The sequence below is a fragment of the Pseudomonas sp. MOIL14HWK12:I2 genome, assembly GCF_000510745.1.
GTDB classification, from domain to species: domain Bacteria; phylum Pseudomonadota; class Gammaproteobacteria; order Pseudomonadales; family Pseudomonadaceae; genus Chryseomonas; species Chryseomonas oryzihabitans.
This window is the reverse complement of record NZ_KI783313.1, coordinates 528,577-543,484: the sequence shown is the minus strand read 5'-3', so window position 1 is coordinate 543,484 and position 14,908 is coordinate 528,577. Positions and strand designations below refer to the sequence as shown.

The 14,908-nt window shown below is 66.2% G+C and carries 13 protein-coding genes; 7 read left to right on the top strand and 6 right to left on the bottom strand.

Features of this window, described 5'->3' with window-relative positions:
* Positions 1-39: 39 nt before the first annotated feature.
* Together PSK12I2_RS0118820 and PSK12I2_RS0118815 are read left to right on the top strand one after the other, a co-directional pair.
* Complete coding sequence (locus PSK12I2_RS0118820; RefSeq protein WP_027599594.1) at positions 40-1,002, top strand: aromatic alcohol reductase; 963 nt, start codon at positions 40-42, stop codon at positions 1,000-1,002.
* Between the two features lie 388 nt (positions 1,003-1,390).
* Complete coding sequence (locus tag PSK12I2_RS0118815; RefSeq protein WP_256204001.1) at positions 1,391-2,683, top strand: M20/M25/M40 family metallo-hydrolase; 1,293 nt, start codon at positions 1,391-1,393, stop codon at positions 2,681-2,683.
* A 56-nt stretch (positions 2,684-2,739) separates the two neighbouring features.
* On the opposite strand, the gene PSK12I2_RS0118810 is transcribed toward PSK12I2_RS0118815, so the two are convergent.
* Positions 2,740-3,864: an MFS transporter gene (locus PSK12I2_RS0118810; RefSeq protein ID WP_027599592.1), complete on the bottom strand. Its 1,125-nt coding sequence runs from the start codon at positions 3,862-3,864 to the stop codon at positions 2,740-2,742.
* 254 nt (positions 3,865-4,118) lie between these two features.
* On the opposite strand from PSK12I2_RS0118810, the gene PSK12I2_RS0118805 reads away from it, so the two are divergent.
* Together PSK12I2_RS0118805 and PSK12I2_RS0118800 are read left to right on the top strand one after the other, a co-directional pair.
* Positions 4,119-4,547, top strand: a complete 429-nt coding sequence (locus tag PSK12I2_RS0118805; RefSeq protein WP_027599591.1) for a DUF2231 domain-containing protein — start codon at positions 4,119-4,121, stop codon at positions 4,545-4,547.
* Positions 4,544-5,839 carry a sorbosone dehydrogenase family protein gene (locus tag PSK12I2_RS0118800; protein WP_027599590.1) on the top strand — a complete coding sequence of 432 codons (1,296 nt, stop codon included), beginning with the start codon at positions 4,544-4,546 and terminating at the stop codon, positions 5,837-5,839. The genes PSK12I2_RS0118805 and PSK12I2_RS0118800 overlap by 4 nt, the downstream gene beginning before the upstream one ends.
* A 45-nt stretch (positions 5,840-5,884) precedes the next feature.
* Here the strand turns inward: PSK12I2_RS0118800 and PSK12I2_RS0118795 are convergent, their stop codons facing one another.
* The 5 genes from PSK12I2_RS0118795 to PSK12I2_RS0118775 form a co-directional block, all read right to left on the bottom strand.
* Positions 5,885-6,193, bottom strand: coding sequence for a cytochrome o ubiquinol/quinol oxidase subunit IV (locus PSK12I2_RS0118795; RefSeq protein WP_027599589.1), 309 nt, complete (start codon positions 6,191-6,193; stop codon positions 5,885-5,887).
* Entirely contained in the window at positions 6,190-6,819 is a 630-nt protein-coding gene (locus PSK12I2_RS0118790; protein WP_027599588.1) for a cytochrome (ubi)quinol oxidase subunit III, read from the bottom strand. Before PSK12I2_RS0118790 ends, PSK12I2_RS0118795 begins: the two co-directional genes overlap by 4 nt.
* A complete protein-coding gene (locus PSK12I2_RS24135) occupies positions 6,816-8,849 on the bottom strand; it encodes a cbb3-type cytochrome c oxidase subunit I (RefSeq protein WP_371100809.1) in 2,034 nt (677 codons plus the stop codon). Before PSK12I2_RS24135 ends, PSK12I2_RS0118790 begins: the two co-directional genes overlap by 4 nt.
* A 22-nt stretch (positions 8,850-8,871) precedes the next feature.
* Entirely contained in the window at positions 8,872-9,813 is a 942-nt protein-coding gene (locus tag PSK12I2_RS24130; RefSeq protein WP_027599587.1) for a ubiquinol oxidase subunit II, read from the bottom strand.
* A 120-nt stretch (positions 9,814-9,933) separates the two neighbouring features.
* On the bottom strand, positions 9,934-10,833 hold the full coding sequence (locus tag PSK12I2_RS0118775; RefSeq protein WP_007158583.1) for a LysR family transcriptional regulator: 900 nt from the start codon (positions 10,831-10,833) through the stop codon (positions 9,934-9,936).
* Between the two features lie 146 nt (positions 10,834-10,979).
* Between PSK12I2_RS0118775 and PSK12I2_RS0118770 the strand changes: the two genes are divergently transcribed.
* The 3 genes from PSK12I2_RS0118770 (at position 10,980) to PSK12I2_RS0118760 (ending at position 14,857) form a co-directional block, all read left to right on the top strand.
* Positions 10,980-12,059: a 4-oxalomesaconate tautomerase gene (locus tag PSK12I2_RS0118770; protein ID WP_027599586.1), complete on the top strand. Its 1,080-nt coding sequence runs from the start codon at positions 10,980-10,982 to the stop codon at positions 12,057-12,059.
* A 56-nt stretch (positions 12,060-12,115) separates the two neighbouring features.
* Positions 12,116-13,429, top strand: coding sequence for a C4-dicarboxylate transporter DctA (gene dctA, locus PSK12I2_RS0118765; protein ID WP_007158581.1), 1,314 nt, complete (start codon positions 12,116-12,118; stop codon positions 13,427-13,429).
* A gap of 114 nt (positions 13,430-13,543) precedes the next feature.
* Complete coding sequence (locus PSK12I2_RS0118760) at positions 13,544-14,857, top strand: CitMHS family transporter (RefSeq protein ID WP_007158580.1); 1,314 nt, start codon at positions 13,544-13,546, stop codon at positions 14,855-14,857.
* The last annotated feature ends 51 nt before the right edge of the window (positions 14,858-14,908 follow it).

The following is a 14,908-nucleotide window of genomic DNA, read 5'->3' as shown; positions in this document are numbered from 1 at the left end:
CAGCATTCGCTCATCTTATACCTGACGTCAGGAGTCATGATGACTAACCAATTCCCTACCGCTACCCAATCCATTCTCGTGCTTGGCGCGGGCGAACTCGGCTTGCCGGTACTGCGCAATCTCGCCCGGCTTGCCAAGGAGAAACCCGGTTCGAAGGTGAGCGTGTTGCTGCGCCAGTCGACCCTCGACAGCCAGGACGCTGGCAAGAAAAGGGAGCTGGGCGAGCTGCGCGCGCTTGGCATCACCCTGGTGGCGGGCGACCTGGTCAAGGATTCCATCGCCGAACTGGCGGCGGTCTTCGCGCGATTCGATACCGTCATCGGCTGCGCCGGCATGGTCGCTGGCCGGGAAACCCCCATGAAGCTGGCGCGTGCGGCACTCGCCTCGGGTGTGAAGCGCTACTTTCCCTGGCAATTCGGGGTGGACTACGACGTCATCGGCCGCGGCAGCCCCCAGGACCTGTTCGATGCGCAACTCGAGGTGCGCGAATTGCTGCGCGCCCAGAGCCAGACCGAGTGGGTGATCATTTCCACCGGGATGTTCACCAGCTTCCTGTTCGAACCCGCGTTCGAGGTCGTCGATCTCGTGACGGACACGGTCAGGGCGCTGGGCAGTCTGGATACCCAGGTGACCCTGACGACGCCCGAGGATATCGGCAGGCTGACGGCGGAGATCGTGTTTTTCGAGCCGCGCTTTCGTAACGAGATCGTCTATCTCGCCGGTGACACCCTGGCCTATGGCGAGCTGGCCGGGCTGCTGGAGCGGGTGCTGCAGCGGCCCTTCAGCACCCAGGTGTGGACGCTTCCCCAGCTGCTCGATGAGCTGGAGAAAGAGCCTGACGAGCAGCTCAAGCACATCTGGAAGTATCGCGCCGTCTTCGCCCAGGGCCGCGGCGTCGCCTGGCCGATGGAGACCACCTTCAATGCCCGACACGGTTTCCCGGTGACCAGTGCTGAGCAGTGGGCGCGAGAGCACCTGGTCGAGGCCGGACGGGCCGAGTGAAGCATGCAGGACTTCGGGTCATTCCTTTCCTGCATAGCCAAGATTCCCTAGAGACGTAGGGCGGCTTCGGGTATTTCCGATAACGCCTTACCCGTCGCTTCTGCCCGTGCCGACCCTTCCGCATGCCGCCTTGGCCGAACGCGGCACCGAGATCTGCCCCCGGCAGCGGCGACTGGCGGACGAGGGGCGCAGGTTTCTGGACGCCTGAGTCGCGCAGAGCACCCTGAACGACGCCACATATCCGAGAGCGTCCCGTGCTTTGACCTTTCGTGTGCGGACACCTAGGGTCAGGCAGGGCGCATTCGTCTGACGATTGTGCTCGCTCGGAATACCACCTAGGCAATGGGAGTGTCAGATGTCTTTTGCTCGTTCGGCTTTGGCCAATCGCTTGTCCGCTATTCTTTTCGCCGCCGCGACCGCCACCCTGGCGTTGCCCCTGGCTGCCGCGCCTGGCGTCGAGGGTGCCTTTACCGCCGTGCAGGGCGATGCCCGGGTAACCAAGGCGTTGGAAGCGCTGCGCGCCGATGATGGGCGCACCTTCGAGGAACAGAAGCACATCGCCCAGATTCCCGCGCCGCCGTTCAAGGAACAGGTGCGGGCGGAGTATTACCTCAAGCGCTTCCAGGCGCTGGGACTCAAGGATGCCAGCATCGCCCAGGAGGGCTATGTGATCGCCACCCGCAAGGGCAGTGGCCAGGGGCCGCAACTGGTGGTGTCGGCGCATCTGGATACGGTGTTTCCCGAGGGTACCGACCTCAAACTCAAGGAACAGGACGGCAAGACCTTCGGCCCCGGCATCGGTGATGACGCCCGGGGACTCGCGGCCTTGCTGTCGGTGATCGACGCCCTCAACAAGAGCGGCATCGAGACGGTGGGCGATCTGATCTTCGTCGGCACCGTGGGCGAGGAGGAGCTGGGCAACCTGCGCGGGGTGAAGGCGCTGTTCAAGGATCGCCAGGGCATCGATGGCTTCATCTCGGTGGATGGCATCGACGTGCGCCGGGTGGTCAATCGGGGCACCGGCAGCCACCGCTACGAGATCACCTTCAAGGGGCCGGGTGGCCACAGCTTCGGTGAATTCGGTCGCCCCAGCGCCATCCATGCCATGGGCCGGGCCATCGCCAAGATCGCCGAGGTGCGGCCGCCCAAGGAGCCCAAGACCACCTTCACCGTGGGCACCGTGCAGGGTGGCACCTCGGTCAATGCCATCGCCGCCGAGGCGCGCCTGACCCTGGACATGAGATCCAACGAGGAGGCCGCGCTGCTGGCGGAGGAAAAGGAAATTCTGGCCCTGGTGCAGGACGCGGTGAAGGAAGAAAACCAGCGCTGGGATACCGACCAGATCTCCGTCGAGGTGAAGCTGATCGGGGATCGTCCGGCCGGTGGCACGGCGGAGGATTCACCCATGGTACAGACGGCGCAGCGTTCCATCGCCGCAGTCACCAGTGGTGCCAAGGTCACCCTCAGCGGCGGCAGTACCGACTCCAATACCGCCATGGCCCTCGGCGTGCCGGCCATGACCATCAGCGGTGGCGGGGAGGGCGGCAGCGCCCACTCGCTGGCGGAATGGTACAAGCCGGTCAACGCCTACCAGGGCCCGCAGAACGTGCTGCTGACGAGCCTGACCCTGGTGGGCATCAAGGGCGTCAGCGAGCCGGTGCTGCAGGCGCACGGCCAGTAGTGGCAGGCCGGCCCTGACACCCGTCCCTTGCCGGCAGGGTCAGGGTCGGCGGCCCCTCATTCGCGCGCTGGCTTCAATCTCAGGCAAGCCAGGGAACTGATCAGGATCGCCAGCCCGGACAGCGGATACAGCAGGGTGGATGGCACCAGCGGAATGAGAAAGCCGGCCAGCAGCGGACCGACGCTGGCGCCCACGTCGCGCCACATGGCGTTGGAGGCCAATGCCGGTACCCGCGCCTGACCGGGATGCCGTTCGGCGACCATGGTCACCACCAGCGGAATCTGCAGCGCGCGCAGGATGAGCACGCCGCCGGCGCCGAGGATCAGCCAGTGAAAGCCGAACGCGGTCAGCGACAGGGCGGTCAGCGTCGAACAGGCCACCAGCATCTTCGCCGCCCCATAGCGGTCCGCGGCCCGACCGCCCAGAGGGCTGAGCAGCATGTCCGATACGTAACGCAACGCCATGAGCAAGCCGGCGATCAGGACGGCATCACCGCCCAGCACCGCCTGGGAAAAGGCCGATAGACCGAAGATGAACAGGCCATCCAGGGTCACGCCCTCGATGAAGGACCAGGTGACGATGCGGTCCGGCCAGCGCAGGCGGCGTCCGGGTTCGGGCAGCTGGTGCCCGGCGCTGGGCAAACCGGCGGCGAGGGCCAGGCCGACCAGGCAGAGCCCGCTGCTCAGCAGCAGGACCGCCCGCGGACCATAGTGCAGGGTGAGCCAGGCACCCGCGGACAGGGCGAGCATCGGGCCGATGGCGATGAGGGCACGCGAGGTACCGGTGCGGCGGGCGGCACCGGCCGGGTCGGCGGTGGCCAGCACCTGGGTGGACAGGTTGAAGGTGGCGAAACTCAGGCCCCAGGCCAGGCGCAGCCCGAGCAGCGCCCAAAAGCCCGAGAGGTTGGCATTGCCAAGGGCGCAAAGGGCGGCCACCGCGGCCGCCACCATCAGGCTGCGGCGATCACCGTAGCGGGCATAGAGCCGCACCACGTAGCGATAGCCGACGATGCGGATCACCCGGTTGGCGGCCAGCAGGATGCCGGCCTCAATCAGGGTGATGCCGAAGGCTTGGGTGTACATGGGCAGCACGAGGTAGAGCAGAGTATCGCTTGGCAGGCAAAAGGCGAGGACGATGGCGGCGCGCCGGGAGGCCTGGTCGACGGACCGGGAAGAGGTCATGCGCAAAGAATTCCTGTAGAGGCGGTGAGATCCAGCCTACCGGGCAGCGGATCGCAAGGGCGGCGGTAGCGGACGGGCGCTAGGCAGACGCCGTGGCTGTAACAAGAGCGTCATTATCTCTTCTTTTGCAAGAGGTGTCCGCCAGGCGAAACGGCTGAACTAACCCGACGCGCGCGCAATCCTTTTCAGTGCGTCTTGCGCTACGCAGAGGCTGCCCGGCCCCTGCACCGTTCCGTCATGAAAAGGAGTCGTCAGTGACCGTAGCTGCCCACCATTACTACCCTGTCCGGCCCGGCCCGCTGCACGCGCTGCTGCTGGCCGGTTCCGTGCCGTTGTTCATCGGCGGCTTGCTCAGCGACATCGCCTACTACCAGACCATGCAGATCCAGTGGGCCAACTTCGCCGCCTGGCTGATCGCCGGGGCCCTGTTGCTGTCCGGTCTGGCCCTGCTGTTCGCCCTGGGTAATCTCTTCGGCGCCCGTTTCCGGGGCCGGCGACCCGCAGCCTATTTTCTCTTGCTGCTGCTGGCCTGGGTGCTGGGGCTGGTCAACGCCTTCGAACATGCCAAGGACGCCTGGGCGGTGATGCCCGCCGGGCTGATCCTCTCGGTGGTCGTCTCGGTGCTGAGCCTCGTCGCGGCCTGGATCGGCCTCTCCAACCTGCGTTCGGAGGTGGTTCGATGAGTACTCCAAGAGCCTTGAGCGTCCTCGGTCTGGCTATGCTGCTAGCCGCCTGTGGCAACGAGGGCGGTGCCGACACCCAGGCCCGTGGTCCGGATCCCAAGCTGCCCGAACCCCAGCGCGGCCTCTTGCCGAGCATGAAGATCGCCGAGCCGGCGCCCTGGGGGGATCGTGTCCCCACCGTGCCGCAAGGCTACAAGATCACCGCCATCGCCACCGACCTGCGCATTCCACGGCAGATGCTGGTGCTGCCCAATGGCGACATCCTGGTGGCCGAGGGCCGCGGCGGCAATGCGCCCAAGCTCAAGCCCAAGGACGTCATCGCCGGCTACATCAAGGCCCAGGGCAACACCCAGGTGAAGGGTGGCAATCGCCTGACCCTGTTGCGCGATGCCGATGGCGACGGTACCTACGAACTCAAGACGGTGTTCGCGGAGAACCTCAACGCACCCTATGGCCTGGCCTTCGCCAACGGCCGCATCTACGTGGCCAACCAGGATGCCCTGGTGAGCTTTCCCTACCAGGACGGCCAGACCCAGGCCAGCGGCGCGCCAGCCAAGCTGGTGGACCTGCCCGCGGCGATCAATCACCACTGGACGAAATCCCTCACGGTGAGCGCCGATGGGCGCTACCTCTATGTCGGGATCGGCTCCAACAGCAACGTCGGCGAGCGCGGCATGGACGTCGAGGTGGACCGTGCGGTGATCTGGCAGATCGATGCCCAGAGCGGTGCCCACAAGAACTATGCCACCGGGGTGCGCAATCCCACGGCCCTGGCCATGCAGCCCGACAGCGGCCAGCTCTGGGCCGTGGCCAACGAACGCGATGAAATCGGCCCCGACCTGGTACCGGACTACCTGACCTCCATCCGCGAAGGGGGCTTCTATGGCTGGCCCTACAGCTACTGGGGGCAGAACGTCGATACCCGAGCCCAGCCGCAGGACCCCGCCAAGGTGGCCGCCGCCATCAAGCCCGACTACAGCCTGGGCTCGCACGTCGCCGCCCTGGGCGTGACCTTTTCAACCGCGGCGGTGGGCGGGCAATTCACCGATGGCGTTTTCGTCGGCGAGCACGGCAGCTGGAACCGTGACAAGCCTGTGGGCTACCGCGTGGTCTTCGTACCCTTCCAGCAGGGCCGTCCGGCCGGCGAGCCCATCGACTTCGCCACCGGGTTCTACGGCGACGACGGCAAGACCCGCGGTCGCCCGGTCGGGGTGGCGGTGGATCAGCGCGGTGGCGTCCTCATCGCCGACGACCTGGCCAACACCGTCTGGCGCGTGACGCGTACCCAGTAAGGTGCGAGATGGATCGGCTTGTCGCGCAGTCGGGCGGCAAGCCGATCAATGCATGCGGTGCTGCAGATCGCCGAGCACCACCAGGCTGCCCACCACCATCAGCACCAGGATCAGGCTGGTGAACAACAGCAGATAGAGGTCGTGGCGGTGCGAGCGGCCCAGGCTGACGTGCAGGAAACAGCGCAGGTGTACCAGGATCTGCAGCAGGCCCAGGCCGAAGACGATGCCCAGGGTGGTTCCGCGCGGCCAGGTTGGGAATTGCACCAGGGCGATGGGGATCAGGCTCAAGGTCACGGCCAGTCCCAGGCCGATCACATAGCTCGCCAGCTCACGGCGATAGTCATCTCGCTTCATGGCAGGAGTCCTTGCAGGTAGACCACCGAGAGGATGGCGACCCAGACGATATCGAGAAAATGCCAGAACAGGCCCAGGCGCATCAGCCGGGTCTTCACCGGGGTATCCAGGCCGAACACCCGGAGTTGTACCAGCATCACCACCAGCCACAGGCAACCGCTGGCGACGTGGACGCCGTGCATGCCCACCAGGGCGAAGAATGCCGAAAGAAAGGCGCTGCGCTGGGGCAGGGCGCCCTTGTCCGCCATGCCCAGGAAGTCGTGCAGCTCCAGGCCGAGAAAGACCAGGCCCAGGGCCAGAGTCACCAGCAGCCAGGTCACCAGGGGTCTCAGGCGACCCTCGTGGTATTTCATCGCCAGTGACGCCAGGCCATAGGTGAAGCTGCTGGCCAGCAGCACCAGGGTCTGCAGGGTCACGCTGCCGATCTCGAACACGTCGCGGGCGACCGGACCGCCAGCGGTAGCGTGCTGCAGCGTCGCGTAGATGGCGAACAGCAGCGCGAACAGCAGGGCGTCGCTCATCAGGAAGATCCAGAAGCCGAATAACGAATACTCGGCCTCGGTGTGGGTGGCGTGATCGGTGGCACCGACGTTGAGGCCGGCGTGGTTCATATCGCGCGGACTCATGGGCCCATCTCCGCCAGGCCGCGATTGGCCGGGGTGGTTTCCTCGTCACGATTGACCGCACGTGTGGCGGCGACCCTATCTAGCCAGGCCTCGTGTTCACGCCGGATCTCGGCCGCCGAGATCAACCGCTCGGTGTCGCGCTGGAAGCTGCGCGCTATCACTGCGCCCCAGGCCACCACCAGGCCGAGCACGGCCAGCCAGCCGATGTGCCAGACCAGGCCGAAGGCGCAGGCGAAGCCCGCCGCCCCGACGATGGCTGGTACGGCGCTGTTCTTCGGCAGCTCGATGTCGGCATAGGTACGCGGCCGGTCATAGGCCAGGCCCTGTTCCTTGAGCCAGGTGAAGGGATCGCGGTCGTTGATCGGCAGGGGCACGGCGAAGTTGTATTCCGGCGGCGGCGCGGCCACGGCCCATTCCAGGGTGCGGCCATTCCAGGGGTCGCCCACCGGCACCCGCGTACTGTCGCGGCGGCGGATGCTCACCACCAGCTGGATCACCAGGCTGGCCAGGGCGGCGAGCAGGATCAGCGCACCCAGCTCGGCGACCCATAGCAGCGGGGCGAAGTCGGGATTGTGGATAGCCTGGCTGCGCCGCGGCAGGCCGGAGACGCCCAGCACGTACAGCGGCATGAAGGCGAGCAGGAAGCCCAGGCCGAAATTCAGGGCGGCGATGCGGCCCCAGCGCTCGTCGAGGCGAAAGCCGAAGGCCTTGGGAAACCAGAAGTGATAGCCGGCCAGCATGCCGAACAGCATTCCGGGGATCAGCATGTTGTGGAAATGGGCGACCAGGTAGACGGTGTTGTGCACCTGGTAGTCCACCGGCGGGGTGGCCAGGGTGATGCCGGTGAGGCCGCCGATCACGAACAGCATGATGAACATCACCGCATAGATCAGCGGCGTGGTCAGGCGGATGCGCCCGCGGAACATGGTGGCCATCCAGTCGTAGATCTTCACCCCGGTGGGGATGCCGATGAGCATGGTGGCGATGCCGAAGGCGGCATTGATCTTCGGACTCTGGCCCATGGTGAAGAAGTGGTGCAGCCAGACGGTAAAGGACAGCACCGCGATCACCAGGGTGGCCCAGACCAGGGAGTGATAGCCATAGAGCCGCTTGGTGGAAAAGGTGGCGAAGACCTCGGAGAACACCCCGAAGGCCGGCAGGATCAGGATGTACACCTCCGGATGGCCGAACAGCCAGAAGAGGTTGATGTAGTTCATCAGGTTGCCGCCCTGGGTGTTGGTGAAGAAATGGAAGTCCAGGTAGCGGTCCAGGGCCAGCAGCAGGGTGGCCACGGTCAGCGGCGGCATGGCGAAGATCATCAGGATGCTGGTGCACAGCGCCGTCCAGCTGAACAGCGTCATATGGAACAGGCGCATGCCCGGCGTCCGCTCCTTGTAGAGGGTGACGGCGAAATTGAGGCCGGTCAGGGTGCTGCCGATGGAGCTGAGGGTCAGTGCCCAGATCCAGTAGTCGGGGCCGACGCCGGGCTGGTATTCGGCGCCGGTATAGGGCGGATAGCCGCTCCAGCCACCGGTCGAGAAGCGGCCCAGCACCAGCGAGACCATCACCAGGGCCGCACCGGCCACGGTCAGCCAGAGGCTGATGGCGTTGAGCAGCGGAAAGCGCACGTCGCGGGCACCGATCTGCAGCGGCATGACGAAGTTGATCAGCCCGGTAAGGAAGGGCATGGCCACGAAGAACACCATGATGGTGCCGTGGGTGCTGAACAGCTGGCCGAAGTGCTCCGGTGGCAGATAGCCCGGGGCATCGATGGCCAGGGCCTGCTGGGTGCGCATCATCACGCCTTCCACCACGCCGCGGCTGAACATCACCAGGGCCAGCACCACATACATGACGCCGATGCGCTTGTGGTCCAGGCTGGTGAACCACTCCTGCCAGAGATAGCGCCACTTGCCGAGCCAGGTGATCACCCCGGCGGTGGCCAGGGCGCCAAGGATCACCACGCTGGCGCCGCAGGTGGCGACCAGGCTGTAGAAGGGCAGGGCATCGTAGCCCAGGCGACCGAACAGCAGGTGCCAGAGGGCCGAGGAATCAGTCATGGGTGGCTCCCTGGAAGGTGGCGCAGGCGGGTACCGGATCCTGGCGATAGCGCGCCAGCACCCAGGCGAAGAGGGCGGGTTGGGTCAGGCGCAACGCGGCGGCCCGCTCCAGGGTGCCGGGGCGGGACAGCACCTGGTAATGGGCGCAATCCAGCGCCTCGCGGGTCTGGCTGACGCCTTGGGTCCAGCTGGCGAAGTCCTGCGCATCCAGCACCCGGATCGGGAAATGCTGATCCTGGAAGCCTTCGCCGCTGTACTGGGCGTTGCGGCCCTCGAACTGGCCGGGCGCGGGAATCTGCAGGTAGCGCTGGGTCTGCATGCCGGCCATGGCGTAGATCTGGCCACCGAGGCGCGGCAACAGCAGGGATTGCATCACCGTATCGCTGGTGAGTCTGAGCTGCACCGGGCGTCCGGCTGGCAGGACCAGTTCATTGACCGTGGCGATGCCCTGTTCGGGATAGAGAAACAGCCACTTCCAGTCCAGGCCGATCACCTGGACCTCCAGCGGCGCCTGGCTGGGCGTCGGCGAGCGATAGGGATCGAGGCTGTGGGTGCGGGTCCAGACCAGCACCGCCAGCACCGCGACAATCAGCGCCGGCACGCCCCAGGCGAAGACGTCCAGCAGCCAGGAGAATTCCCAGCGCGGCCGGTAGGCGGCGCGCGTGTTGCCGTGGCGATAGCGCCAGACGATCAGCGGGGTGAGCAGGATCACCGGCAGGACCACCACCAGCGCCAGGCCGACGATCCACAGCAGCAGGTCGCGTTCGCCACTGGCGGCGAGACCGGCCGGGGCGAGAAAGCCGTGCTGTAGCGGCGAACAGCCAGTGAGCGAAGCGGCCAGCAGCAGGCCAGCCAGGGACCCGACCGCCAGGCGGCGCCTCGATGTGCTCCCCGGGCAGGGAGAAGAAGGACGCGACTTTCGCGCAAGGGACATGAGCGGACTCGACCGTAACCAGTTGTTGCAGCCAACAGACCGCCCGAGCAGGCGGGCCGTTCACTGGATACTGGCGCTTGGCCGCCCCGCCTCAGGACGCGCTGGCGTACAGGCCGCGAGCTAGGGCTGTTCGGTCTTCCACTGGCCGAGCAGGATGGCGACGAATTTTTCCGCGGCGGGCGACAGCGAGGCGCCGCGACGCGAGACCAGGCCCAGCGTCCGGGTCACCTCCGGATCACTGAGGGGCACGCTGACCAGGGTCGGGTGGTCGGCATCCGGCATGGCCAGACTGGGCATGGCCGAGACGCCGAGGCCGGCTTCCACCATGCCCAGGGAGGTGGACAGGTGCTGCACCTCATAGAACCACTTGGGGCGGATGCCACGGGCGGAGAGGGCATGGTCGAGCAGCACCCGATTGCCGCTCAGGCGTCCCACGCCGATCAGCCGGTGCTCGACCAGCTCGGCCCAGCTGATCGACGGGCGCCCGGCCAGTTCGTGGTCGCGCCGACAGGCCAGCACGAATTGCTCCTGCACCAGGGGCACGAATTCGATGTCCGGGTGCTGACCGCTGAGCATGTTGATGCCGAAGTCGGCTTCGCCGCGCAGCACGGCCTCCAGGCCGTCGTTGGCGCTGAGGTCCAGCAGGCGGATGCGGATCTTGGGGTACTGCTCGTTGTACTGGCGGATCACCGAGGGCAGGAAGTAGAAGGCCGCGGTGGGGATGCAGGCCAGGGTGACCTGACCGGTCTGGCGCTCGGCCAGCTCGCGGATGCTGAGGATGGAGTCCTCGAAGTCGTCCAGCAGCCGCCGCGCCTTGGGCAGGAAATCGCGCCCGACGCTCGTGAGGCCGACGCGACGAGTGGTGCGTTCGAGCAGGGGCGTGCCCAGGCCGTCTTCCAGCTTCTTGATGCGCCGGCTCAGGGCCGGCTGCGACAGGTGCAAGGCATCGGCGGCCTCGTGGAAGCTGCCCAGTTCGGCGATTTTCACGAAAGATCGAATATCTTGCAGCTCGTAGTCCATGAACGCCCCGTTTCGTAAAGCCGGCTTTATTAATTATCCAAGTGGAATAATAGCGCTGATATTTGCATTGGATAGATTTATATCCGGCTGCCAATCTTGTTCCCAGAACATCAATAACCGCTATTGATCAACAAGAGTCAGCAGTCATGCAACGTATTCCCTGCGTTCTCATGCGAGGTGGCACCTCCAAGGGCCCCTTCTTCCACGCCAGTGACCTGCCCAGCGATCCCGCCGCGCGCGACGAGATGCTGATCGACCTCATGGGTGCCGGCCACGAGCTGGAAATCGACGGCATCGGTGGCGGCAGTCCCCAGACCAGCAAGGTGGCCATCATCAGCCCCTCCAGCCACGCCGATGCCGACGTGGATTACCTCTTCGTCCAGGTGATGGTCGCCGAGCGGCGCGTCGATACCGCACCCAACTGCGGCAACATGCTCTGCGCCGTGGGGCCCTTCGCCGTGGAGCAGGGGCTGGTTGCCGCGAGAGACGGCAAGACCCTGGTGCGTATCCGCAACCTCAACACCAACAGTTTCGTCGATTCCCTGGTGCATACGCCCGGCGGCCTGGTGCGCTATGAAGGCGACACCGCCATCGACGGCGTGCCCGGCACCGCCGCGCCGGTGCAGCTGACCTTTCTCGACGCCGTGGGCAGCAAGACCGGCCAGCTGTTTCCCACCGGCCAGGCCACGGATGTCTTCGACGGCGTGCCGGTGACCTGCATCGACATGGCCATGCCGATGATGATCGTCGAGGCCCGCCACCTGGGCGTGACCGGCAGCGAGCGGCCGGCCGAACTGGACGCCAACGCGGCGCTGCTGGCCCGGCTGGAAGCCCTGCGGCTGCAGGCGGGTCGGGCCATGGGCCTGGGCGATGTCAGCGGCAAGGTGATCCCCAAGCCGGTGCTGATTTCCGCGCCCCAGCAGGGCGGCACCCTGCAGGTGCGCTATTTCATGCCGCACAGCTGCCACCGGGCGCTGGCCATCACCGGCTCCATCGGCCTGGCCACCGCCTGCGTCACCCCGGAGACCGTGGTGATGGCGCTGCTCGGCGAGTCGGCGCGTGACCTGACCCACGTCCGCCTGGAGCATCCCAGCGGCGGGATCGACGTGGTGCTGTCGCGCGGCGGCGCGGACGGCACTACCATCCAGGCCTCGGTCGTCCGGACCGCGCGCCGTCTGTTTTCCGGTCATGTCTATGCGCCTACCGCGCGGAGGCTCGCCGGCTAACGCGACACCCCCAACCACCAGCGCATCCGCACAACTTCAATAAACGGTGATGCCCCATGAAACTTGCCAAATCGCTGTACTTCCAGATCCTCTGCGCCGTGGTCCTCGGGGTGCTGGTCGGTCACTTCTGGGCGCAACAGGCCGTCGCGCTCAAGCCCCTGGGTGACGCCTTCATCAAACTGATCAAGATGATGATCGCCCCGGTGGTGTTCTGCACCATCGTCACCGGCATCGCCGGCATGACCGACAAGAGCACCCTGGGCCGGTTGATGGGCAAGACGCTGCTGCTGTTCCTGGTGCTCACCGTCATCAGCCTGTTCATCGGCCTCGGCGCGGTCTATCTGTTCCAGCCCGGCGTGGGCATGAACATCGATCCCGCGACCCTGAGCACCGCCAGCATCGCCCAGTACACGGCGTCGGCGGCCAAGCTCAGCGTGGTGGACTTCTTCATGCACATCATCCCGGACACCTTCATGGGGGCGTTCAACAAGGGTGAGGTGCTGCCGGTGCTGTTCATCGCCGTGCTCTGCGGCTTCGCCCTGTCCGCCATGGGCGAGCGCGGCCGGCCGGTGCTGGACGTGCTGGAGTCGGCGTCGCAGATGGTCTTCCGCATCTTCGGCTACCTGATGCGCTTCGCCCCGGTGGGTGCCTTCGGCGCCCTGGCCTTTACCGTGGGCCAGTACGGCATCACCTCGCTGGGCTCCCTGGCCAAGCTGATCGCCACCCTCTACATCGCCTGCGCCTTCTTCGTCTTCGTGGTGCTGGGCGCGCTGTGCCGCTCGCGCGGCTTCAGCCTGTGGAAGCTGTTGCGCTACTTCCGCGAGGAATTCCTGGTGGTGCTGGGCACCTCGTCCACCGAGCCGGTGCTGCCGCGCATGCTGCAGAAGCTCGAAGGCCTGGGCTGCAAGAAGGGCGTGGTCGGCCTGGTGCTGCCCACCGGCTACTCCTTCAACCTGGACGGCACCGCCATCTACCTGTCGCTGGCCGCGGTCTTCATCGCCCAGGCCTGCAACATCGACCTCACCGTCGGCCAGACCCTGACCATGCTGGCGATCATGCTGCTGTCCTCCAAGGGCGCGGCAGGGGTGACCGGCAGCGGCTTCGTCGCCCTGGCCTCGACCCTCACCGTGATCCACGACATCCCGCTGGCCGGACTGGCGCTGCTCATCGGCATCGACCGCTTCATGTCCGAGGCCCGCGCTCTCACCAGCCTGGCCAGCAACGCCGTGGCCACCGTGGTGATCGCGCTGGGCGAGGGCGCCTGCGATCGCGACAAGCTGATGCGCGCCCTGGCCAGTGGCAAGGCCGAACCCGTGGCGCTGCCCGAGGCCGCCGAGTGGACGGCACCGGACGTTCGTCCCCACGCCTGATCGTTCCAACCCCGCTACCGCTGCAATCCCACCTCCGCGCCGTCAGCTGGCCGGAGGCGGGGATCGGCTGGCCCGCGCCCGGCCAGACCCACAACAAGAACAAGGGATATGCCTATGCTCGCGCTTCTCGGTCTGATCATGGTGGTGACCTTCACCTACCTGATCATGAGCAAACGTCTGTCGCCCATCGTGGCGCTCACCGTGGTGCCCATCGTCTTCGCCCTCATCGGTGGCTTCGCCCCCACCACCGGCAAGATGATGCTCGACGGCCTGAAGATGGTGGCGCCCTCGGCGGCGCTGCTGCTGTTCGCCATCCTCTTCTTCGGCCTGATGATCGACGCCGGGCTGTTCGATCCGCTGATCCGCAAGATCCTCAAGCGCGTCAACGGCGATCCGGTCAAGATCGCCATCGGCACCGCGCTGCTCTCGCTGCTGGTGGCCCTGGACGGCGACGGCACCACCACCTACATGATCACCTGCGCGGCTATGCTGCCGCTGTACAAGCGCATCGGCATGAATCCCATGGTGCTGGCGACCGTCTCCATGCTCTCCCTGAGCATAATGAGCGGCATGAGTCCCTGGGGCGGCCCGGCCACCCGCGCCATCGCCGCGCTGGGGCTGGACGCCACCGCCTACTTCATTCCCATGCTGCCCACGGTGATCGGCGGAGCGGCCTGGGTGGTCTTCACTGCCTACCTATTGGGTCGCCGCGAGCGCGCGCGCATCGGCAACGTCGCCCTGGAGAGCGGCGGGGCGGCCGGCGGCAAGTGCTACATCGAGGAGATCCTCGGTGATTCGCCGACCAAGCGGCCGCGCCTGGCCTACGTCAACCTGGTACTGGTGATCGCGGTGATGACCGCTCTGGTCATGGGCGTGATGCACGCCGCCATCCTGTTCATGATCGGCTTCGTGCTGGCGCTGATGATCAACTATCCGCAACTGGAGCTGCAGAAGGAGCGCATCCTGGCCCACTCCGGCAATGCCATGACCGTGGTGCTGCTGGTGTTCGCCGCGGGCATCTTCGCCGGCATCTTTTCCGGCACCAAGATGGTCGACGCCCTGGCCCAGACCCTGGTCGACTGGATTCCGCCGGCCTGGGGCCACTGGTTCCCGCTGGTGGTGGCCATCACCAGCATGCCGCTGACCTTCGTACTGTCCAACGATGCCTACTACTTCGGCGTGGTGCCCATCCTGGCCAACGCCGCCGCGGCCTACGGCATCGATCCGGTGGAAATCGCCCGCGCCTCGGTGTTGGGCCAGCCGGTGCACCTGATGAGTCCGCTGGTGGCCTCGACGCTGCTGCTGGTGGGCATGGTCGACCGCGACATCGGCGACTTCCAGAAGGCCACCGTCAAATGGGCGGTGCTGACCTCCCTGGTCATCACCGCCATCGCCCTGCTCACCGGCGCCATCTCCTTCTTCGTCTGAAGCCGGTGGAGCAACTGTCTTTATCGCGGCCATGCCGGTACGCCGTAGCGG

Coding starts and splice junctions, on each gene's coding strand:
- PSK12I2_RS0118820 (WP_027599594.1), top strand. CDS start 40: ATGACTAACCAATTCCCTACCGCTACCCAATCCATTCTCGTGCTTGGC.
- PSK12I2_RS0118810 (WP_027599592.1), bottom strand. CDS start 3,864: ATGACCTCTTCCCGGTCCGTCGACCAGGCCTCCCGGCGCGCCGCCATC.
- PSK12I2_RS0118800 (WP_027599590.1), top strand. CDS start 4,544: ATGAGTACTCCAAGAGCCTTGAGCGTCCTCGGTCTGGCTATGCTGCTA.
- PSK12I2_RS0118795 (WP_027599589.1), bottom strand. CDS start 6,193: ATGAAGCGAGATGACTATCGCCGTGAGCTGGCGAGCTATGTGATCGGC.
- PSK12I2_RS0118790 (WP_027599588.1), bottom strand. CDS start 6,819: ATGAGTCCGCGCGATATGAACCACGCCGGCCTCAACGTCGGTGCCACC.
- PSK12I2_RS24130 (WP_027599587.1), bottom strand. CDS start 9,813: ATGTCCCTTGCGCGAAAGTCGCGTCCTTCTTCTCCCTGCCCGGGGAGC.
- PSK12I2_RS0118775 (WP_007158583.1), bottom strand. CDS start 10,833: ATGGACTACGAGCTGCAAGATATTCGATCTTTCGTGAAAATCGCCGAA.
- PSK12I2_RS0118770 (WP_027599586.1), top strand. CDS start 10,980: ATGCAACGTATTCCCTGCGTTCTCATGCGAGGTGGCACCTCCAAGGGC.
- dctA (WP_007158581.1), top strand. CDS start 12,116: ATGAAACTTGCCAAATCGCTGTACTTCCAGATCCTCTGCGCCGTGGTC.
- PSK12I2_RS0118760 (WP_007158580.1), top strand. CDS start 13,544: ATGCTCGCGCTTCTCGGTCTGATCATGGTGGTGACCTTCACCTACCTG.